This window comes from Vibrio sp. 397, from assembly GCF_033339395.1.
Lineage (GTDB): Bacteria > Pseudomonadota > Gammaproteobacteria > Enterobacterales > Vibrionaceae > Vibrio > Vibrio alginolyticus.
The window spans coordinates 1-21,990 of record NZ_JAWOUN010000027.1; the positions used below are offsets into that span (position 1 = coordinate 1).

A 21,990-nucleotide genomic window follows, 5' to 3' on the forward strand; every position below is an offset into this window, starting at 1 on the left:
GGTAGTTCAGTTGGTTAGAATACCGGCCTGTCACGCCGGGGGTCGCGGGTTCGAGTCCCGTCCACTCCGCCACTTATTTGAGCGTCGTCTCAATAAACACGAATTACAGGGGTGTAGCTCCAATTGGCAGAGCAGCGGATTCCAAATCCGCGTGTTGGGAGTTCGAATCTCTCCACCCCTGCCATACTCTAAAGCCTCAGCAGTAATGCTGGGGCTTTTTTGCATCTGAAGAAAAGAGAATCTGACTAGTTGGAGAGTTGTCGATTCCTTTCATACCAAAGTATCGGGGGATTGAGAGTTCATATCTCCGGGATATTGGTCCACTTCACCTATCCCCCATGTTCATAAGCTCTGGCTTAGGTCAGGGGCTCTTTTATTCCTAACGTATAGTTTCGACGTCAGGTGTATGTTTATCCAACGAATATGGCATACCTTTGCTTCAGATAGTTTTATTTTCTAGTAATGTAATTACTAAATGTTGATGTATCGCTTTGCTCTTTCTGTTTTACCTTCGAATTTCATAACACTTTTTCTTCGTTATCGAGCACATCTGATTCACAATCTATTGAAAGGTCAGTGGTTACATTGGCTTGGATGATTACTGACTTGGTTCCTGTTATCATCATGCATTAATGCTAATAATTAGGAAGTAAGTTTATGCCACATTTTCGATTCCGTGCTGTAGAGCCACAAGCTGTTCAGGCATTATCAAAACCCCTTACGGATGAACTTCAGCCTCTAATGGACTGTCCGCGTGAGGATTTTACTTTTGAGTATATCTACACTACGTTTTTCAATGAGGGTGAGGTGAGTGCTGCATATCCTTTTGTCGAAGTGCTTTGGTTCGACCGTGGCCAGGTAGTGCAAGATGAAGTTGCCAAGCTTATTACGCAACAAGTGCGCGGTATCGCTGGTGCCGATATTGATGTTGCAGTTATCTTTTCCGCCTTATCTCCTAAAGCTTATTACGATAATGGCGAACACTACTAAAGGTTAAAGGCTATGAGGCTGAGTTTCATTGTAACTTTGGGTTTATGTTTCTCAGCTTCAGTATGTTCTACTCCTTGGGAGTCTGTGGTTAATCCTACCCGAAACTCTTCCTCCTCTATTGGTAGTTATGCTAACGGTTGTTTAGATGGTGCATTACCCTTGCCTCTCGATGGCGTTGGTTATCAAGTCTTACGTAGTAAAACGAAGCGCTACTATGGGCACCCTAAAACGATAGGGTTTATTGAAAATCTGGCGCTTAAAGCTCATCAAAATCTCAACACCACTCTGCTAATTGGTGATTTGTCTTTACCTAGAGGTGGAAGGTTCTCCTCTGGTCATTCTAGTCATCAAACTGGGTTAGATATCGATATCTGGTTAAGACTTGCTGACCAACCGCTTTCTTATAACGAATTACAACTTCCTAAGCCCATGAGTGTGGTGGATTTAAAAGGTTATTCCATACTTAATCATCGCTGGGAAGAACGACACTTTAAACTAATTCGGTACGCTTCAAAAAGTAAGGATGTTGCACGAATTTTTGTACATCCTGTTATTAAGGAGCAACTTTGCTTGCAAGAAAACGGCAAAGATCGTTCTTGGTTACGTAAAGTGCGTCCATGGTGGGGGCATCACTACCACTTTCACGTCAGGTTGTCTTGTCCTGATTCGAGCGACTATTGTGTTGAACAATCACCACCTCCAGTAGGCGATGGCTGCGGTGCTGAGCTTGCAAGTTGGGCCCCGAAAGCGAAACCTATTGATACCCCTCCACGGGTAAAAACAACCTCTAAGCCCAAACGAAAAAAAGTCGTTCCACCTCAATGCTTGCCGCTTATCAATCCTAATTAGTGTTACTCTCCAGGTTTATCTGTATTTGGTGATCTCTTTTATGAAACTGGAGAAACATCATACTTTTGTCTACATTGAATAATACCAATACAAAAACTAACCCAATTAGTTTTGGGGACATATTATAGAAATCTAAATTAAACAAAGAGTTGTAGTATGGGTAAGTTGTAACTTCTTTGTTTAGAAAAAGATCTTTCGTCACGATACTCTGGTTTCTTAGCAATATGTCTGTCAGTTGGCTAAAAAGCGATAACAACGCAGACAAGTGTGTAAGGCAGGGATATGCCCTTTTCCTGTTAGAAGAGTAAATCAAGGACAAAACCATGACTATGATTTGTGCAAAAGAATTTGCAGAGTGGTTAAGACACAGATTTAGCAGTGATACTAAAGGAGTCTCTTTGACTCGAGAGGATGTGAATCACCTGACTGGGCGTCAACGCCTTGATCCGGGTTTTGTTAATGATGTGCATTATGAGCTGATGCAATATGGGATGGCTTTCGTTACTGATACGAGCCGAGAAAACTTTTATTTAATACCTGTTTCTCAAGCGGAAAATTGGCGTGAGAGACTAGAGTATCATTTTGAAAAAGAGCTATTCTGCAATATTATCCCTATTGAAAAATCAGGTTGAGAAAAGGTTCAACTTTGATGCCAAAGTTGAACCTAATTGCTCTTATGCTAACCCTTGAATAATCACGAATTTTTCAAGCAACTGCTCTTCAGTTTCGACATGGTTCGGATCAGTGATTATGCATTTTGTAATTGGACACACTGACTGACAGGTCGGCTTTTCGTAATGCCCCTTACACTCTGTACATAGCGCTGGATCAATTTCGAAAATGCTCTCTCCCATACTGATTGCCCCATTGGGGCATTCGGGATCACACATGTCGCAGTTAATGCATTTATCAGTAATGAGCAAGGCCATGGTTACTTACCAGTCGGGTTACGGGTGTCCTGCCCTGAGTTTAGATTACGCATTAATAGGCCATATTCTAAATCTAGCTCTGCTGGTACTGGAATGAATACAAAGTGACCGTTTCCTTTCGCGTCTTCAATAGACTCTGACTTGCGGTTTTCCATTGCCTCTAGCGTGAAAACAATATTGCCTTTTGGCGTCATTAGTTCAAGGCTATCACCGACAAGAAACTTATTTTTTACTTCTACTTCAGCCATGTCACCACGACGTTTGCCAGTGAATTCACCAACAAACTGTTGAGCATCAGAGACTGAGTAACCGTAATCGTAGTTTTGGTAAGTATCGTGTGTATGACGGCGTAGGAAGCCTTCAGTGTAGCCACGGTGAGCTAGGCTTTCTAGTGTACCCATTAGGCTTTCATCGAATGGTCGACCTGCTACAGCATCATCAATTGCTTTACGATAAACTTGAGCGGTACGTGCGCAGTAGTAGAACGATTTAGTACGACCTTCAATTTTCAATGAGTGAACACCCATCTTAGTTAAGCGTTCAACGTGCTGAACCGCTCGTAGGTCTTTAGAGTTCATGATGTAAGTACCATGCTCATCTTCGTAAGCCGCCATTTTTTCTTCTGGACGGTGCGCTTCAGAAAGCAGAACGACTTCATCTGTTGGTTTGCCGCGACCAATTGTGGTTTCAGGGCGCTCGTCTTGTACTTCGACAGGCTGTGCTTCAGTCGGGTCGAATTTCTCTACGATATCACCAGCGTCGTTTTCTTTACCCTCTTCAACTTTGTATTCCCAGCGGCATGCGTTAGTGCAAGTGCCTTGGTTAGGGTCACGTTTGTTGATATAGCCAGAAAGTAGGCAACGACCTGAGTAAGCCATGCATAATGCACCGTGAACGAATACTTCAAGCTCAGTTTCAGGGCAATGCTCACGAATTTCTTCGATTTCTTCTAGAGACAGCTCGCGAGAAACGATCACACGTTCCACGCCATTCGCTGCCCAGAACTTAACGGTCGCCCAGTTTACAGCGTTTGCTTGTACAGAAAGGTGAATTGGCATTTCTGGGAAAGCTTCACGAACCATCATAATTAGGCCTGGATCTGACATGATCAATGCGTCAGGACCCATCTCTACGATTGGCTTAAGATCACGGATGAACGTTTTTAGCTTCGAGTTGTGTGGTTGAATGTTACATACCACATAAAGCTTTTTGCCTAGGGTGTGGGCTTCATCGATACCGATTTTTAGGTTCTCGTGGTTAAACTCGTTGTTACGTACGCGAAGGCTGTAGCGAGGTTGGCCAGCGTAAACTGCATCTGCCCCGTAGGCGAATGCGTAACGCATGTTTTTCAGGCTGCCCGCTGGAGATAGTAGCTCAGGCACGAATGCTTTCTCAGTTGTCATTGCTCAATTCTCTTTTATCTGATCACAAGTCAGGCCAATTCCACCTAATGGAAATGGGGTGCAAATTTTACGTCAAAATGTGAACTGTGACTAGGGTAATTGTGTTTCAGATAGAAAAACACCCTCAAAAAAAGTGAGGGCGTTATGGTTAACCTTTATACAATATTATGCGTTAGGATTCGGTAAGCCGCCTAGCGCGTCGTATAGGTTGGGAAGGAAAGCACTGAACTCTCCACACATTAGAGAGAAGTCTGCATCAAATCGAGCTGCTTGATCTTCACGTGGAATATCATCGTTTTGATCTTTCAATTCATCAGAGAATTTTAGACGTTTGATGCCCGCATCTTCCGTCATAATGAACTCAATACGATCTTGCCAATTAAGCGCAAGTTTCGTCACGACTTTATCCGCAGCGATGTGGTTGCGGATTTCATCAGTGGTTAGCTCTTGCTTCTTACAGCGAATCACACCACCTTCTTCAAGTACGGATTTTAGCTCAGCTTCGTCCATCATGCTGATACCTTGAGGTGTGTCACCGCTTTTCACCCACTCGGTTAGCGTAGTTTCAATCGCCACTTCTGGAATAGCAGGAACAACAGGTAGACTACCCATGGTTTTACGAAGCAATGCTAATACATCTTCTGCTTTTTTATAGCTGCTTGCATCAACAAGGATAAAACCTTCTTTTGGCATGATGAGCACGTGAGTGTGGCTGCTGCGGCTGAATGCGCGCGGCAGTAAATCCATTACGATGTCATCTTTCAGGTTGTCTTTCTCTTTCTTCTTCAGAGGACGACCTTCTTGCGCTTCCATTGCTTCTACTTTTGCATTCAATGATTCTTTGATCACAGAGGCAGGTAGCATTTTCTCTTCTTTCTTGGCGCAAATCAGAATGCGGTTTTCTGACACGTGAGTCATCATATCGCCATGTCTACCCATTGCACTGACCCAGCCAAATTTCTGTTTGTCTTGACTGCCACACGGGGTGAATTGGAATTCAGACAGCTGAGTTTCTAGTTGTTCGGCGTTAAAAGTAACCTCGCGGTTAACGCGGTATACCAGACAGTTTTTAAACCACATAAATCTTCTCTAGGCTTGATGACAAGGGACTAATCATAGGGAATTTTTGTGCTGATGTCTTAATAGAAATGAAAAATATCCGAATGAACCTCAAAAGAAAGTTATATGAAAATTTGTTTTCAAAGGTCACAAAAGTGTCATAATTGGTAGTGATAATGCTTATGCATAGAGAGGCGCTTTGTCTCTTAAATTCATTAGCTCAACGAACATAAGGTTACTCAATTATGTCTAGAAGGATTCTGGTTGTTGAAGACGAAGCTCCTATTCGCGAAATGCTGTGCTTCGTACTTGAGCAGAAAGGTTACCAAGCGGTAGAAGCGGAAGATTACGATACTGCAGTAACCAAACTGGCTGAACCCTTCCCTGATTTAGTTTTACTGGATTGGATGTTACCAGGCGGTAGTGGCATTAACTTCATCAAACATATGAAGCGAGAGGAATTAACGCGCAACATTCCAGTTGTGATGCTTACCGCTCGTGGTGAAGAAGAAGATAAAGTGCGCGGTTTAGAAGTCGGTGCGGATGACTACATTACCAAGCCATTCTCTCCTAAAGAGTTGGTTGCACGCTTAAAAGCGGTGATTCGTCGCGTTACCCCGACTGCACTAGAAGATGTAATTGATGTACAGGGATTAAAGCTTGACCCTGTATCGCACCGTGTTACGGCTAATGATGCGCCATTAGACATGGGCCCAACAGAATTTAAGATGCTTCATTTTTTCATGACGCATCAAGAACGCGTATACAGCCGTGAGCAGCTATTAAACAATGTTTGGGGCACCAACGTGTATGTCGAAGACCGTACAGTCGATGTCCATATTCGCCGTCTGCGTAAAGCGTTGGAAGCAGCAGGGCATGATAAGCTGATCCAAACTGTTCGTGGTGCTGGATACCGCTTCTCGACGAAGGCATAAATTAACACGCAGCTTATCGGTACCATTTCTGGAGTTATGAGTGGTTGAAAGATTAACGTGGAAAAAGCTGGCCTGGGAGCTGGCTTTTTTTTACACCCCATGGGTGATAGTAGGTTGGATATTCGGTTATATGCCGTGGTTGCTTTTGGCTGCTACGGCATTGCAGCTTGTGTGGCATTTGCATAACCAAGTACGTTTATCTTCTTGGTTATGGGATGAAAAACGCCTCACGCCACCATCTGGTAGTGGTAACTGGGAATCTTTGTTCAATGGGTTGTATCGCTTACAACAGCGCCAACGCCGTAAACGAAAAGAGCTTACTAATCTTATTCGTCGATTCCGAAATGGTGCAGAATCGCTACCCGATGCCGTAGTGGTATTCCGTGCTGAAGGTAATATTGTTTGGTGCAACAAGCTGGCTCAGCACTTACTGGGCTTCCATTGGCCAGAAGATTCAGGTCAACCTATCTCCAATCTCATTCGTACACCTGATTTTATCAAGTACCTCAACAAGAAAGACTTCTCAGAGCCATTAGAAATGCGTTCACCACTCAACGTCGAACGCATGCTGGAATTGCGTATCGTACCGTATACCGAGGGTGAGCACTTGATGGTAGTGCGTGATGTGAGCCAATTAAAACAACTTGAGGGAATGCGTCGCAACTTCTTTGCCAACGTATCTCATGAACTGCGTACACCAATGACGGTGCTACAAGGTTATCTTGAGATGACAGAAGACCCTGATATGGTCGTGGGTCCAATGTGGAGCAAAGCTCATGGTGTCATGACGGAGCAGCTCAACCGCATGAACAGTTTGGTGAACCAACTACTGACACTATCTAAAATTGAAGCGGCACCTATGCATGAACTTGAGGAAGTCGTGAATGTGCCTGCGATGCTTGAAGTGTTAGAAAAAGAGGCAGTTAGCCTTAGTGGGGACAATCAACATAAATTGAAATTTGATGTTGATGCTAGCCTACGCGTGTTGGGCGATGATGACCAGTTACGTAGTGCTATCTCTAACCTCGTTTATAATGCCGTCAAATACACGCCGCCTGGTGCAAACATTAATGTTTGCTGGTTCCAGACCTCTCAAGGCGCATGCTTAGAGGTGGAAGATAGTGGTGATGGTATTGAACCTCAGCACCTACACCGACTTACCGAGCGTTTTTATCGAGTGGATAAAGCAAGATCACGTGATACTGGTGGAAGTGGTTTAGGGCTAGCCATTGTAAAACACGCGCTGAGTCACCATGACTCTCATTTAGAAATTCACAGTGAAGTAGGTGTGGGCAGTAAGTTTTCTTTCGTATTGCCTGAGCGTTTGGTGGTGAAATAATGGCTTTACGATTGGCAAAAACATTCAGTTTATTCGCGCTTGTTTGTTCTTTTATGGCTGCCGCTCAAGATAAACCATTGCCGACTTATCATAAAACGACGGGGATTGTCGGGAACTTGCTCTCTGTTGGCTCCGATACACTTGCGGGTATGACAACGCTTTGGGTTGAAGAGTTTAAATCCATTTACCCGAATATTAATGCGCAAGTCCAAGCATCTGGCTCTTCTACTGCCCCTCCAGCATTGACCGAACAAACAGCTCAGTTTGGTCCCATGAGCCGCCCTATGCGTTTAAGAGAGGTTGAAGCGTTTGAACGTGAACATGGCTACAAGCCAACGGCGCTTAGGGTAGCCATCGATGCAATCGGTATTTTTGTTCATCAAGATAATCCAATTCAAGGTCTTAACTTTAGTCAATTAGATGCTTTGTTTTCTGCCACGCTACGCTGTGGCGAAAGTCAATTTGTAACAAACTGGCAGCAACTCGGTCTTGAATCACAGTGGGCAAAGCGAAACGTACAGTTGTTTGGTCGTAACTCCGTTTCTGGAACTTATGGTTACTTCAAAAGTAATGCCTTGTGTGGCGGCGATTTCAAGACTCGAGTTAACGAGCAGCCAGGCTCCGCGTCAGTTGTGCAAGCTGTAGCGTCAACCATCAGTGGAATTGGTTATTCCGGTGTCGGTTATCGAGTGGCAGGCGTGCGCTTAGTCCCTGTGGCTAAAATGGGAAATGACTACGTGACTCCAACGCGAGAACATATTGTTAGTGGTAAGTACCCACTATCACGTTACTTATATGTTTACGTGAATAAGCACCCTGATTACCCATTAACACCAATTGAAGCTGAGTTTATTCGCTTTATCTTTTCTGCTCAGGGACAAGCGTTGGTTGAGAAAGATGGTTATGTGCCCATTACGGCAGACTTTGCAGAAGAAGAGTTAAAAAAAGTCGGCCTGTAAGCCGACTTTTTATTTAGGTATGGACAGTACGAGATCAGAAAGTGAGTGTCCACTTCGCGCTGTCCCAACGTTCTTGTTCTTCCTGTAAATCCGCGTGAAGTAATTTATTGTTTTCTAGCCATGCTTCATCTGTGCATGTGAGAATCCATTCGTCATTTTTGATAGATAAGGTGATATCAGGCAATGGATCTTCATTACGCTGCCCATTTAATACGATAGAAAGTCGTAATATTTTGATGAGGCTTATAACGTCACTCTGTTTATAGAGGTTGAAATCTGGTAGTTCTTGCAATTTGAGCGCTTTACGCTGGAAGCGAGCTAATGTTGCAAGCACTAATTGCTGCTCACGGTTGAAACCTTGTAGGGTGGAGTGCAACAGAATATAAAAAGAGTGGCGATGGAAACTACGCAAGTTGATACTTAATCCGACTTCATGAAGCAACGCTGCCCATTCTAGTAAGTCAAATAACTCACTCTTTTTCTTAATGCCTAGTTCAGAGCGTACCTGACATAACATCTCACGTGCATGCCCCTTAACACGAGCGGCATGCTCTAAGTCGACTCGGTGCTTGTTGGCTAAATTTTCTGTGGTGCGCATGCGAATATCGGAGCGTGCGAAACGTTCTTCCATTTCGTACAACAGGCCTTCGCGTAGAGCACCATCGGAGAAAAACATTTGCTCAATGCGAAGCGCTTTGAAAATCGCGGACAAAATCGCTACGCCTGCTGCGAATACGGGTTTACGTTCTTCTGTTAGACCCGCCAGCTCAATATCTTCAATGGAATCAAATTTACACAGAGTTTCGATAAGTGTATCCAGTCGACTCGCTGTGATCAGGCCATCTTCAAAACCTAATCCTACTAGCACTTCTTGAATCGCCTTGATGGTTCCTGATGAGCCGAGAGCAATATCCCAGCCCTTTTTACGATATGTTGAAGCGATGGACTCGAGTTTTTGTTCGGCAGCTAACATCGCCTTGCTGAAGTTTTTTCCTGACAGTTTGCCGTTTTTAAAGTATTGCTCTGTAAAACTGACACATCCCATCTGTTTACTGTTGAGAAGCTCAGGCTCAAATTCTTGTCCAATAATCATTTCGGTACTGCCGCCTCCGATATCGATGACTAGTTTGGAGTTGGATTCTACTTGAGTGTGCGCGACGCCTAAGTAAATCAGGCGGGCTTCTTCTTCTCCAGGGATAATTTCTATCGGGAAAGGCATCACTTCTTTCGCACGCTCGATGAAAAGGTGGGCATTTTTAGCGCGTCTTAGTGTGTGTGTGGCGGCGATACGTACATTTGACTCATCAAGCCCTTGCAGCCTCTCAGCGAACATGGCTAAGCATTCTAGCGCACGCTCCATTGCGGCGTGACTTAAGTTCATTTCACTGTCGAGTCCTGATGCTAAGCGAACACGTTGTTTATGACGACTAACCAGTTGTAGGTCACTGCCAACAACTTTGGCCACCACCATATGGAAACTGTTTGAGCCGAGGTCTATCGCGGCAATGTAGCGAGTATCTTGTTCAAGTATTTGAGGCATCTGAATTTTGTTTTCTAGTTTGCTTTTCTATATTTTTAAGATAGTCATAGATAGCGATTTGAGAGCGAACTTTTTTGCGATTACCTCGTGGTACGTAAGCGTTACTCATTTCTTTATCTATTAAACGAGCCTTTACTGTATCGGTAAAATGGATATTCGTTATATCAATAATTCTCTGTTTCAAACGTGGATCACGGACTGGTACTGCTACCTCGATACGGTGATCAATATTTCTTGTCATCCAGTCTGCGGAGGAGATATAAACTTGCGGATCGCCATCATTGTGGGTGATCACCACGCGAGGGTGCTCAAGAAAGCGGTCAACAATACTGATGATGCGAATATTGTCGCTGATCCCCTCAATGCCCGGTACTAATGAGCACATACCTCGAATGATCATGTTTATTTTTACACCGGAAGTACTTGCTCCATAAAGCTTATTGACGATGCCTTTATCGACTAGGTTATTGACCTTGATCGTAAGAGCGGCTTTTTTCCCTAGCTTGGCATTCGCAATTTCATTATCAATTAAGCGGTAGATTTGGGTTCGAGAATTACGAGGAGATACCATAAGGTGATTGAACTTCACTGGTCGGTATGGATTCTCAATGTAACCGAAGACATTACGGACTTCATTAGTGATTTCTTGATCTGCCGTAAGCAGGGAGAAGTCGGTATAAATTCGTGCCGTCTTCTCATGGAAGTTGCCTGTGCCGATGTGTGCGTAGCGAATAATTTCTTCACCTTCGCGGCGGCTAATCATCAGTAGCTTTGAGTGAATCTTAAGACCAGGCGCACCAAAGATGACGTGCACACCCGCTTCGGTTAATACTTTTGACCATTCGATATTGGCTTCTTCATCAAAGCGAGCTTGCAGTTCGACGACCACAGTGACATTTTTGCCGTTGTGCACCGCATCAATTAAAGAGTTCATCAAGCGAGAATCTTTCGCGACGCGATAAATGTTAATCTTGATACTAAGTACTTTGGGATCGAAGGAGGCTTGGCGCACTAACTCACTAATATGGTCAAAAGTGTGGTAGGGATAATAGAGCAGAATATCTTTCGCTTTAATCGCGTCAAAGCTGTTGGCATAACCTTCGAAATCGGCACATTTCATTGGCGGGAGAGGTTTATTTTCAAGATATTCTCGTCCAACATTTGGAAAGCCGATGAAGTCTTTAAAGTTGTGATAGCGTCCGCCGGGGATAAGGTTATCGTAGTTAGAGATATTAAGTTTGTTACACAGAAACTCTAACATTTGAGGCGGCATATCGCGTTCGTAGACGAAGCGAACGGGCTTTGCTGTCAGTCGCTGATTGACACCCTCTGACATTTGTTCAAGCAAGCTGTACTCGATTTCATTGCGTAAATCGTATTCAGCGTCACGCGTCATTTTCATCGCATAGCCGCTAAGCTCATCATAATCAAAAAAGCCTTTGAACAGCTCGTCCAAACAGTGGCGGATAATATTATCAAGTAAGATGATGGTTTTTCGACGCTTTCCTTTCTGTTCTGGTACCATCACAAAGCGGGGAAGGTGATCGGTCGGAATTTCGATCAGAGCGTACTGGTAATGTTCTTCTTTACGCAGTTCTACGGCGATGTAAGCGTACTCGTCTTTGAGAAATTGCAGAACATCGATCTCGTCTTTCATTAGGAGGGGAGTGATATGCGGCATTACCTCTCTACGGAAGTATTTTGCGATCCACTTTTGTTGCGATTCATCCAGTTGTTGTTCGTTGACCAAGAAAATGCGACGTCGTGCCATTTCTCGAATCAATTCGCTGTAAAGCTCATCAAATTGTTCGTTAAGCTTTAGTGCTTTCGACTGCATTTTGGTTAACAGTCGTTTAGGGCTATCACTGCCACCGCGCTCTTGGCTGATTAGGATTCTGCGCTTCACGTCCGCAAAGCGTACTTTGTAAAATTCATCTAAATTGTTGGAAAAGATCCCAAGAAAGCGAATACGTTCGATCAAAGGGACGGTTTTATCGGCAGCTTCTTGTAATACTCGTTCGTTGAAAGACAACCAACTCAGCTCTTTTTCTATATATAGTTTTTCTGCGCTCATAACCTTACCTAGCCAAAAGTGAAGTAATACGTACTCATCTTGGAAAAATGGATGAGTGAGAACATTATGAGATTTTCATTACAGATTTATTTCATACCACGCATTGCATAAGAGTTGTATTCTTTTCAGGTGTTTAATGTGATCTGTAATATAATTGTCATCTTAACGACATATTCTAGTACTAAGTCAAAAAAGGTAGAGATTTAAATGGCACAAGCCGAGTTTTCATTGCAGGAAAAAGATAAGAAACGACTGATAAAAGATCGTTTAGTTCGACTTGCAGTGACATCCGGTGGTGTCGGCGTACTCGCGGCGCTTATTTTGATCTTTGTCTACCTCGCCATGGTGATCATTCCGCTTTTTTCTGATGCGGAGATCAAAACCAACCAAGCCATTCGAGCCACTCATATTGAAACACCACTTGCGATTTCAGTGGATGATTACGCTCAGCTTGCGTTCGTCCTAACCCAAAGTGGTGAGATTCAATATTTGTCGATGGACGATCCTACGAAACCTGCGGTGTATAAACAGCAAATCGTCCAGAAACCCGTCGCTTTCTCTCAATCTGCTCCTGGGCTAGGTTGGTATGGATTTGTTGATGGGCAGGGTAAAGCGAACCTTTTCAAGCCAGAATTTAATGCCACATTGAGAGAAAATACACGTCCTCCGGAAGTGATTGAGCTAGACACCAGCATGGATCTGACACTAAGTACGCCTCAAGATCCTGTGACTCAGTTTGTATTTGCAGCTTCGACGCCCTTACCAACGGTTGTTTGGCAGACGCAAAGCGGTGAAGTGAAAGCTCGCTGGCAAGTGGCTTCGTCTTTGGGTACGTCTCCTACAACGATCGATTTTACGTTCTCTTCAGGCTTTAATACGCCTCAGCAAATGTTGTTGACACCTGACGGTGAAACGCTTTATTTGCGCGATGGCTCTGAGTTGATCGTGTTAAAGAAAACCGCACGTAAATTTGCTGTGCGAGAGGTGGTCGATCTCACTCAAGGTGATAAGAAGCATTCCGTTCGTACGATAGACTTATTGGCTGGTGCTTACTCGCTTTTGGTGACGCACAACGATGGTCGGGTGTCGCAATGGTTTGATACGCTGCAAGAAGAAAAACGCACGTTAACGCATATTCGTGATTTTAAATTGGCATCAGAGCTTAAGTATTTGTTGCCGGATTCTCATCGAAAAGGATTTTATAGCTTTTACACCAACGGCACGTTGCAAAGCCATTATACAACCAGTGAAAAACTGGTGTTGTTTAAGCGTGCGTACAATCAAGCGCCCGCAATCGCAGCAATGTCTAACAATGAACGCTACTTAATCACTTGGCAAAATAATGCGTTAAATGTTGCGGAAGTGGACAATGCCTATCCAGAAATTTCATTGTCCTCATTATGGCAAGAAGTGTGGTACGAAGGGTATCCTGAGCCTGAATTTGTGTGGCAATCGACTTCGGCGAGCGATAACTTTGAGGCTAAGTTCAGCCTAGTACCTATTGCGTTTGGGACGATAAAAGCGGCGATGTTTGCGATGCTGTTTTCAGTACCGCTCGCAGTGCTAGGTGCTATTTATACGGCTTACTTTATGTCGCCACGCATGCGTCGTGTCGTAAAACCGTCGATTGAGCTAATGGAAGCACTGCCGACGGTGATCATTGGTTTCCTCGCGGGGCTGTGGTTCGCGCCTATTGTCGAAGATCACCTGATTACGATCGTCGTTATGCTGTTTGTTTTGCCCTTGAGCACCATGATTATGGGCGGGCTATGGGCATTAATACCGCAACCTTTGCGGAATCGTCTGCCTAATGGTTGGCATGCTTTAGTGCTCATGCCTGTCATATTGGTACTGATTGGGCTTGGAGTGTGGATTTCGCCTACGATTGAGCAGACGTTCTTTGGTGGCGATATGCGCTTATTCTTAACCGAGCATGGTATTGGTTACGATCAACGCAATGCATTGGTGGTGGGGCTAGCGATGGGGTTTGCTGTTATCCCGACGATTTTTACCATTGCCGAAGATGCCATTTTCTCTGTACCGAAGCATTTATCGGATGGCTCTTTGGCATTAGGGGCCACGCCTTGGCAAACTTTAATCTATGTTGTCTTGCTTACTGCAAGCCCAGGTATTTTTTCTGCCATTATGATGGGCCTGGGACGCGCCGTTGGCGAAACCATGATTGTGTTAATGGCAACGGGCAATACGCCATTAATGGATTGGAATATTTTGGAAGGATTGCGCAGCCTGTCGGCGACCATCGCCGTTGAGTTGCCAGAGTCGGAAGTTGGAAGTTCGCATTATCGCCTGCTATTCCTAGCTGCATTGATTTTGTTTGTGTTTACGTTTGCAGTAAACGCGCTTGCGGAGTGGGTTCGTCAGAGACTGAGAGATAAGTACCGTGCGTTGTAACAATGGTTTGAATAAAGAGCGAGTAATAACGTGTTAAATTGGATTCGTTCTGGCGCACCGTGGATATGGCTAACAGGCGGTGCAGTCAGCATCAGTTTGTTGTCGGTATTAGGGTTGTTACTCCTTATCGGCTGGAAAGGCCTGACTTACTTTTGGCCAGCGCCCTTGTATCAGTGGAATGTTGCAGCGCTGACTCCTGTACAAGGTGAAGTGCTACATGAAAATACTATTCTGATTGGTCAAGTGTATGAGCGCAGCTTTGTACCGAAGAGTTATTTGCCTGAAAGCGCAGCACAACAGTTAGAAGACGATGAAGATTTTGCCACGCGACTCAACATCAAAATCGCTAACCGAGAGTTGTATCCCGCCGATTTTATCTCCGTATTGCAAATGCAGTTGGATGAGCCCACGACGCCAGAAGAGTGGGCGGTGATAGAGCGCAGTAGCGGTGGTTATTTCTTTGGTAAGCTGGTGGCGTTTCAAGATGGCGATAATATATACACCAGTGATATTCAATCGATACTAAATAAAAAGCTTGATGATGCAGAAACTCTGCGCCATGAGATTGATTCTTTGGTGGTCGATCAGCTTAAAGAGCTTGGTTGGAAGCTAGAGCAGTTGCGATTAGAAAAGCGCAAGCATGAATTGAATGACACGCTGACAGAAAGCTTCTTAAATGAAAATCAGACGAAAAAAGAGCAGATAGAGAAAGCGCTTGAGACGTTAGATTTGCAACTTGATGGTTTACGACTTCAGCTCTCTGACTATGCCTTGATTGTCGAGGATATGACCGGGTCACAAGTATCGATTCCGCTCGAAGATATTTTGGACTACTGGTATCCAAACCAAATGTCACTGCCTGATAAAGTCATGCATTGGGGAAAACAGGTTTGGAAGTTTTTATCTGAAGATCCAAGAGAGTCTAACTCCGAAGGAGGCGTGTTCCCTGCGATATTTGGTACGGTTTTCTTAGTACTCATTATGTCGATCATTGTGATGCCACTTGGGGTGATCGCCGCTATCTATCTACATGAATATGCTAAGAATAACGCTCTAACCAGAGTTATTCGTATTGCGGTTATAAACCTAGCGGGTGTTCCATCGATTGTTTATGGCGTGTTTGGTTTAGGTTTCTTCGTTTATACGATTGGTGCCTCTATCGACAACGTATTCTATGCGGAGAAGCTACCGGCACCAACCTTTGGTACGCCGGGTTTGTTATGGTCAGCACTAACTCTTGCCGTGCTGACGCTTCCAGTTGTGATTGTGACGACAGAAGAAGGTTTAACTCGAATTCCGAGCTCCGTACGACATGGCTCTCTGGCACTTGGTGCAACTCAGTTCGAAACGCTATGGCGCGTGGTTTTGCCTATGGCGACGCCAGCTATTATCACAGGTTTGATCCTTGCGATTGCGCGTGCAGCTGGCGAAGTAGCGCCACTGATGCTGGTGGGAGTCGTGAAATTGGCATCCAGTTTACCGGTTGACGGACAATTCCCTTATGTGCATTTGGATAGAAAGTTCATGCATTTAGGTTTTCACATTTACGATGTTGGCTTTCAAACCTCCAACATCGAAGCGGCGCGACCATTAGTTTATGCTACCTCTTTCTTACTCGTGACAGTGATTGTCGGGCTAAACTTAACAGCAATCAGTATTCGCAATAATTTACGAGAAAAATACAGAACGTTAGGACAAGATTAAGTATGTTTAATTTTGATAGTACATTAGGTTATGAGCCACCATTGGATGTTCATAATTTAACGGATGAACAAACAGCCATCTCAATCGAGAACCTTAATCTGTTCTATGGTCAAACTCAGGCGCTGCATGATATTTCGATGCGAATTCCCAAAGGGCGAGTCACCGCTTTTATCGGTCCTTCAGGGTGTGGAAAGTCGACGTTATTACGTTGCATCAATCGTATGAACGACTTAGTGGAAGGGTGTCGAGTCACAGGTAAAGTGCGTCTCCATGGCAAGAATGTTTATCATCCTAATGTCGATGTTGCGACACTTCGACGCCGAGTGGGGATGGTGTTTCAAAGACCCAATCCATTTCCTAAGTCTATTTATGAAAACGTAGTTTATGGCTTACGCTTACAAGGTGTAAAAAACAGCCGCAGTTTAGATGACGCAGTGGAGCGATCCTTGCGCTCGGCGGCGTTGTGGGATGAGGTAAAAGACCGCTTGCATGAGAACGCATTTGGCTTATCTGGTGGTCAGCAACAGCGCTTGGTCATTGCGCGCGCGGTGGCGATTGAGCCGGAAGTCCTGTTATTGGACGAGCCAACATCAGCGTTGGATCCAATCTCAACTTTAACTATTGAAGAGCTTATCAATGAGCTGAAGACTCAATATACTGTCGTTATCGTTACCCATAACATGCAACAAGCGGCGAGAGTGAGCGATCATACTGCATTCATTCATATGGGTAAGTTAATTGAATACTCTGACGCGGACTCGATCTTCACCTCGCCAATGAAGAAACAGACCGAAGATTACATTACGGGTCGCTACGGTTAAGTCGCGACTCTATACGGAATAAGGAACATCATGCACTTTGGACGTCATATTTCAGGACAATTTAACGTAGAGCTAGAATCGATTCGTACTCATGTATTAACCATGGGAGGCTTGGTAGAGCAGCAGCTTTCGTATGCTATTCAAGCCTTGCATAAAGAAGACATCGAACTGGCGCGTAAGGTTGTGCGTGACGATCATAAAGTGAATGCGATGGAAGTCTCGATCGATGACGCCTGTACACGCATTATTGCTAAGCGTCAGCCAACGGCAAAAGACTTGCGCTTAATCATGGCTATCATCAAAACGATCACTGATTTAGAACGTATCGGTGATGTGGCGACACGCATTGCTTACGTTGCTATCGAAAGCCCATCATCAAAAGAACGACAATTCCAAGTGTCGTTAGAGCCTCTCTGCCGTCAGGCAATTAATATGCTGCATCAGGTTTTAGATGCGTTTGCCCGCATGGATGTAGAAGCGGCAGCAGAGGTGCATAAACAAGATGACAAACTAGACGCCGAGTATGAAGCGGTGATTCGTCAGTTGATGACTTACATGATGGAAGATCCAAAAAATATCCCTAATATTCTGCAAGTGATGTGGTCGGCACGCGCGATTGAACGCGTGGGGGACCGCTGCCAGAACATCTGTGAATACATTATTTACTTCGTGAAAGGGAAAGATGTACGCCATCTAGGTGATCAAAGTATTGATGACGTACTGAAGTAACTGATTTCAATAAATAGACCAGCTTTTAGGCTGGTCTATTTATTAGAGAGAAGGAAAGCACGTTAATATTTATCAGGAACGAAGGTCTGATCATCAATGGGCGCTCTGACGTAACCTTCTTTATTGAGTTCAGGTAATTCGATGGGTGAGTACTCAAGTGCTTTGTAATCAATCTGGCTTAGTAAATGACTGATACAGTTCAAGCGCGCTTTCTTTTTGTCATTAGAAGGGACGACCCACCAAGGGCAGTTTTTCGTGTCTGTATAGGCAAACATCTTATCTTTTGCTTCCGAATACTCCGCCCAGCGATGACGTGACTCTAAATCCATTGGGCTGAATTTCCAACGTTTGATCGGCGTATTAATTCGACCTAGAAAACGTTTTTCCTGCTCTTCGTCTGAAACCGAAAACCAATACTTAATCAGAATAATCCCAGAGCGTTGCAACATTCTCTCGAATTCAGGGCAAGAGCGTAAAAACTCCTCGTATTCGTCTGGAGTACAGAACCCCATGACTTTTTCGACACCTGCTCGGTTATACCAACTTCGGTCAAATAAAACGATTTCACCAGCAGATGGTAAATGAGCGACGTAACGTTGGAAGTACCATTGCGTTTTTTCTTTTTCTGTCGGTGCAGGCAGAGCCACTACGCGACAAACACGCGGGTTTAGCTTTTCTGTAATTCGCTTTATCACTCCGCCTTTGCCCGCAGCATCACGTCCTTCAAACAGAACCACCACTTTTAACCCTTTGTGTTTGACCCACTCTTGAAGTTTTACGAGCTCAACTTGAAGGTTTTTGAGCTCCTTTTCGTATTCCTTTTTCTTCAATTTAGACATACACCTTTCCTCACTCCTTGATAAACAATATGTTAGCACTCAAAAGCTATGCGCGTGAGGTTACGGTAGTCTATTTGAGAGCTGCTACGACATCGGTAATGGCTTGTGTACTTGTGATGGGGATTAAAAAATCATCGACATCGGATGCGCCCATTTTGCTTTGTTCAGCAACAAAGGTCATTTGGCTAGGGCGTGTGGTTTTGCCTGACAGATGGATTTCAGGAACTTGAGTGTCTTCTACTAGCTCACGTACGTTACTCGCATTAACGCCAGCCCCCGCCATGATTGCTATGCGTCCTTGGGCTTGCTTAACCAAAGCTCTAAGCACATCGATCCCTTGTGGTGCTGAAGGCGCAAGACCGGAGGTTAAAATACGTTCACAACCTAAGCTGATCACTTCTTCCAAAGTTTTTTCAGCGTCACGACACTGGTCAAAGGCACGATGGAAGGTCACGCCTAAGCCAAGCGCTTGAGCAAATTCACACAGCGCAGCCGCGTAAGGCATATGAATATCACCGTCTTGAGTGAGCACGCCGAACACGACACCGCTCAAGCCTGATTGGTGAGCCGCTTCAATATCCCAACGCATCATTTCGATCTCTTCTTCATTGTAGAAGAAGTCACCTTGGCGTGGGCGGATCATGGCATAAACTGGAACACTCGAAAGCTTAGCCGCTTGCTGCATAAAACCATAACTGGGTGTTAGTCCGCCTAAAGCCAAAGAGGAGCAAAGTTCAATCCGAGTGGCGCCGCCAGCAATGGCGTAGTGCAGAGATTCAATATTATCAATACAGACTTCTAGGTGAGTAACCACGTTCATTCATCCTGCTAACGTTACAAATAGGTGTTGTGGCTAAGATATTAACAGGGCAAGTAAGCAGAATCTGTATGGAGGGGATGATAAATAGAGGTAAAGTTTACGCTAAAGCGTTACCTCATTTTGGCGGTTTATCTGAAGGAAAAAGAAAGCCCAGAGCTGAGGCTCTGGGCTTTGATAGGACTTTACTTAGACTGATTGGCGTTTGCGGTTTTCCGCATTAGCTTTTTGCTTTATATACATCCAACCATCACACCCGTTGAGCTAGGGTGAAGGTCTATTATTTTTTGCCTAGGTCAGCTGCGTGCTCAGATAGGAACGCTGCAACACCTTTTGGAGATGCGTCCATACCTGCTTTACCTTCTTCCCATTGTGCAGGACATACTTCGCCGTGCTTCTGGTGGAAGTTAAGAGCGTCAACCATGCGTAGCATTTCGTCGATGTTACGGCCTAGTGGTAGGTCGTTAACTACTTGGTGACGTACAACGCCTTCTTCGTCGATTAGGAAAGAACCACGGAAAGCAACGCCTGCTTCTGGGTGCTCAACGTCGTAAGCTTTACAGATTTCGTGCTTAACGTCAGCAACTAGTGGGTACTTAACTTGACCGATACCGCCATCTTCGATAGCAGTGTTACGCCATGCGTTGTGAGAGAACTGAGAATCGATAGAAACACCGATTACTTCAACACCTTTAGCTTGGAAGTCAGCTAGACGGTTGTCGAATGCGATTAGCTCAGATGGGCAAACGAAAGTGAAATCTAGTGGGTAGAAGAATACTACTGCTTTCTTACCTTTAGTGAACTCTGCAAAGTTGAAGTTTTCAACGATTTCACCGTTACCTAGAACAGCTGCTGCAGTAAAATCAGGGGCTTGACGACCTACTAGTACCATTTTTTTGCTCCTAAAAAGTATGGTTAGCTCCAAACCGAATTCAGTTGTGTCGGTTTGGTTCGTGTTTGTACGAGACAAACTATAGTACAGATTGTAGTATTGAAAAAAGCGAAATAAATAGATTGAGTTAATCGAAAAAAACGATAATAACAAAACTCTTAACTCGATCACTGGAACGGCGGTAGATACAAATACAATTATGAATAAATGGCCCAGTTTGAAGCAGTTACACTATTTAGTCACACTGCATGAAACAAGACATTTTAGTGACGCTGCAGAGCGTTGTTTTGTCAGTCAGTCGACTTTAAGTAAGGGTATTCAAAACTTAGAGGAATTGATTGGTTGTCCCTTATATGAAAAGAAAGATAAAAAAAGTCCACTGGTTTTTACCCAAACAGGAGAAATGGTAGTAAAGCAGGGGCGAGAGCTGTTAGCAAAAGGGCAAGATTTGGTCGAGCTTGGACGTATGTGCCAAGGCGACGATATGCAAGGCCAGCTAAAAGTAGGATGTATACCAACAATTGCTCCGTTTTTACTGTGTGATTTGGTACAAGAGGTGAACTACCGTTTTCCACAACTGAATCTTTTATTAAGAGAAGACACGACGACAAACTTACTTCAAGCGCTCAGACATGGTGAGCTGGATGTGCTTATTTTAGCGTTACCAGTCGAAATTGATGGGATGGAAAGCCGAGTAGTGGGTAAAGATCCGTTTCGAATGGTTATAAGCGCTAATCAAGCCCAATCGGTCCCTGTGCCGATTCGTTACGCGGATTTACCTGACGAATCCGTCTTTCTACTAGAGAAAGAACATTGCTTAACGGAACATGCGGTATCAGCGTGTAAATTAACAGACAAAGAAAAAATCAATCCGTTTACGGCAACCAGCCTCCATACACTGGTGCAAATGGTTGCGAATGGTTTGGGAACAACGTTCATTCCTCAAATGGCTATCGACCATGGCTTGCTGCATAACCAGAATTTAGTCGTGATCGATCCTCCAGGTAAACAAGCTTATCGCGAAATCGGCTTAGTTTGGCGTCCGAGCTCGTCAAGAACGAAAACATTTAATCAACTTGCAGAAGTCGTTTCAGAGCTGCTTTAGCTATTAGTATTAGCCCTTACTTCTCCATTATTTATCTAAAAGCGCACTGGAAACAGTGCGCTTTCTAGTATTTTATTCTGCTGGTAAACTTTGACTTGTAAAATTTTACAGCTCTTCTTTGATGAAGCTTTCATAAAATAGTGAAATTTCACAATGTTAATTTTACACAAAGCCCTGCATGTCTTGTTTGACCCCTGTTTAAATCCATCTCTTCAGCCCTTGTGAGTACAAGGTGTTTGTTTACCTGTCAATATTCATACGCTTGTTTGAAATTATAAAGCGACTTTAAATTTAATGTAATTTTATTACGTAATAACTTACAAAATAAGGCGCTTGATAGATGGTTTTTACCTTGCGGAATAAAACTTTGAATTTTCTGTTTTGTTTATATTAGGGGTTTCACTAAACCCTTTGTTGATATAGCTTATTTAAAGGCCGATACGACTTATGTCTAGATTGAAAATACACGTAGCATTACGCAATCTATCGGCATGGCTAGACGAGTTGAACACAAAGTTAAAGGATGTAATTTGTTGTTCATAACTTACAAATGTAGCTTTACGCTGACTGCCCAAGATTGATAAAGCACGTTAA

18 protein-coding genes, 1 tRNA gene and 1 pseudogene are annotated in these 21,990 nt (G+C 44.1%); 12 read left to right on the forward strand and 8 right to left on the reverse strand.

What is annotated here, in order from left to right; all coding sequences use genetic code 11:
* Window positions 1-107 precede the first annotated feature (107 nt).
* The 4 genes from R7P36_RS23290 to R7P36_RS23305 all read left to right on the forward strand — a co-directional run bounded on the left by R7P36_RS23290 (window position 108) and on the right by R7P36_RS23305 (window position 2,471).
* Window positions 108-184: transfer RNA gene (locus R7P36_RS23290), tRNA-Trp, on the forward strand.
* A gap of 473 nt (window positions 185-657) precedes the next feature.
* Complete coding sequence (locus tag R7P36_RS23295; RefSeq protein WP_064353645.1) at window positions 658-990, forward strand: DUF1904 domain-containing protein; 333 nt, start codon at window positions 658-660, stop codon at window positions 988-990.
* A gap of 12 nt (window positions 991-1,002) precedes the next feature.
* The gene (gene mepA, locus R7P36_RS23300; RefSeq protein ID WP_213900101.1) at window positions 1,003-1,839 is read left to right on the forward strand and encodes a penicillin-insensitive murein endopeptidase; all 837 of its coding nucleotides are present in this window, start codon (window positions 1,003-1,005) and stop codon (window positions 1,837-1,839) included.
* Window positions 1,840-2,162: 323 nt separating this feature from the next.
* The gene (locus R7P36_RS23305; protein ID WP_005381765.1) at window positions 2,163-2,471 is read left to right on the forward strand and encodes a hypothetical protein; all 309 of its coding nucleotides are present in this window, start codon (window positions 2,163-2,165) and stop codon (window positions 2,469-2,471) included.
* A 42-nt stretch (window positions 2,472-2,513) separates the two neighbouring features.
* On the opposite strand, the gene R7P36_RS23310 is transcribed toward R7P36_RS23305, so the two are convergent.
* The 3 genes from R7P36_RS23310 to rdgC all read right to left on the reverse strand — a co-directional run bounded on the left by R7P36_RS23310 (window position 2,514) and on the right by rdgC (window position 5,251).
* Complete coding sequence (locus R7P36_RS23310; protein ID WP_005381763.1) at window positions 2,514-2,768, reverse strand: YfhL family 4Fe-4S dicluster ferredoxin; 255 nt, start codon at window positions 2,766-2,768, stop codon at window positions 2,514-2,516.
* Window positions 2,769-2,770: 2 nt separating this feature from the next.
* Window positions 2,771-4,171, reverse strand: coding sequence for a tRNA 5-hydroxyuridine modification protein YegQ (gene yegQ / locus R7P36_RS23315; RefSeq protein ID WP_064376921.1), 1,401 nt, complete (start codon window positions 4,169-4,171; stop codon window positions 2,771-2,773).
* Between the two features lie 165 nt (window positions 4,172-4,336).
* On the reverse strand, window positions 4,337-5,251 hold the full coding sequence (gene rdgC / locus R7P36_RS23320) for a recombination-associated protein RdgC (RefSeq protein ID WP_017633930.1): 915 nt from the start codon (window positions 5,249-5,251) through the stop codon (window positions 4,337-4,339).
* Between the two features lie 224 nt (window positions 5,252-5,475).
* Here rdgC and phoB point away from each other — a divergent pair, with 224 nt between their 5' ends.
* Genes phoB through R7P36_RS23335 form a run of 3 tightly spaced genes read left to right on the forward strand, consistent with a single transcriptional unit; the run spans window position 5,476 to window position 8,463 of the window.
* Entirely contained in the window at window positions 5,476-6,165 is a 690-nt protein-coding gene (gene phoB, locus R7P36_RS23325) for a phosphate regulon transcriptional regulator PhoB (protein ID WP_005381752.1), read from the forward strand.
* Between the two features lie 40 nt (window positions 6,166-6,205).
* Window positions 6,206-7,504 carry a phosphate regulon sensor histidine kinase PhoR gene (gene phoR, locus R7P36_RS23330; protein ID WP_213900100.1) on the forward strand — a complete coding sequence of 433 codons (1,299 nt, stop codon included), beginning with the start codon at window positions 6,206-6,208 and terminating at the stop codon, window positions 7,502-7,504.
* Complete coding sequence (locus R7P36_RS23335) at window positions 7,504-8,463, forward strand: PstS family phosphate ABC transporter substrate-binding protein (RefSeq protein WP_042521153.1); 960 nt, start codon at window positions 7,504-7,506, stop codon at window positions 8,461-8,463. The genes phoR and R7P36_RS23335 overlap by 1 nt, the downstream gene beginning before the upstream one ends.
* A 34-nt stretch (window positions 8,464-8,497) precedes the next feature.
* Here the strand turns inward: R7P36_RS23335 and ppx are convergent, their stop codons facing one another.
* Complete coding sequence (gene ppx, locus R7P36_RS23340) at window positions 8,498-10,003, reverse strand: exopolyphosphatase (protein ID WP_064376917.1); 1,506 nt, start codon at window positions 10,001-10,003, stop codon at window positions 8,498-8,500.
* On the reverse strand, window positions 9,987-12,077 hold the full coding sequence (gene ppk1 / locus R7P36_RS23345; RefSeq protein ID WP_005381748.1) for a polyphosphate kinase 1: 2,091 nt from the start codon (window positions 12,075-12,077) through the stop codon (window positions 9,987-9,989). Before ppk1 ends, ppx begins: the two co-directional genes overlap by 17 nt.
* Window positions 12,078-12,284: 207 nt before the next feature.
* On the opposite strand from ppk1, the gene R7P36_RS23350 reads away from it, so the two are divergent.
* From R7P36_RS23350 to phoU, 4 genes and pseudogenes are all read left to right on the forward strand, one after another.
* On the forward strand, window positions 12,285-14,489 hold the full coding sequence (locus R7P36_RS23350; protein ID WP_064376916.1) for an ABC transporter permease subunit: 2,205 nt from the start codon (window positions 12,285-12,287) through the stop codon (window positions 14,487-14,489).
* A gap of 327 nt (window positions 14,490-14,816) precedes the next feature.
* Window positions 14,817-16,193: pseudogene (gene pstA / locus R7P36_RS23355) on the forward strand (phosphate ABC transporter permease PstA); the annotation flags it as partial.
* 2 nt (window positions 16,194-16,195) lie between these two features.
* Window positions 16,196-17,014 (forward strand): phosphate ABC transporter ATP-binding protein PstB, encoded by an 819-nt coding sequence (pstB, locus tag R7P36_RS23360; protein WP_005381745.1) that lies wholly within the window; start codon window positions 16,196-16,198, stop codon window positions 17,012-17,014.
* 30 nt (window positions 17,015-17,044) lie between these two features.
* Entirely contained in the window at window positions 17,045-17,743 is a 699-nt protein-coding gene (gene phoU, locus R7P36_RS23365) for a phosphate signaling complex protein PhoU (protein WP_005381744.1), read from the forward strand.
* Between the two features lie 62 nt (window positions 17,744-17,805).
* Here phoU and ppk2 read toward each other — a convergent pair whose 3' ends face one another.
* From ppk2 to R7P36_RS23380, 3 genes are all read right to left on the reverse strand, one after another.
* On the reverse strand, window positions 17,806-18,582 hold the full coding sequence (ppk2, locus tag R7P36_RS23370; RefSeq protein WP_054575098.1) for a polyphosphate kinase 2: 777 nt from the start codon (window positions 18,580-18,582) through the stop codon (window positions 17,806-17,808).
* A 70-nt stretch (window positions 18,583-18,652) separates the two neighbouring features.
* Complete coding sequence (locus tag R7P36_RS23375; RefSeq protein WP_154205211.1) at window positions 18,653-19,396, reverse strand: copper homeostasis protein CutC; 744 nt, start codon at window positions 19,394-19,396, stop codon at window positions 18,653-18,655.
* A gap of 283 nt (window positions 19,397-19,679) precedes the next feature.
* Entirely contained in the window at window positions 19,680-20,291 is a 612-nt protein-coding gene (locus R7P36_RS23380; RefSeq protein WP_005381738.1) for a peroxiredoxin C, read from the reverse strand.
* Between the two features lie 199 nt (window positions 20,292-20,490).
* Between R7P36_RS23380 and R7P36_RS23385 the strand changes: the two genes are divergently transcribed.
* On the forward strand, window positions 20,491-21,396 hold the full coding sequence (locus R7P36_RS23385; protein ID WP_005383681.1) for a hydrogen peroxide-inducible genes activator: 906 nt from the start codon (window positions 20,491-20,493) through the stop codon (window positions 21,394-21,396).
* Window positions 21,397-21,990: the final 594 nt, after the last annotated feature.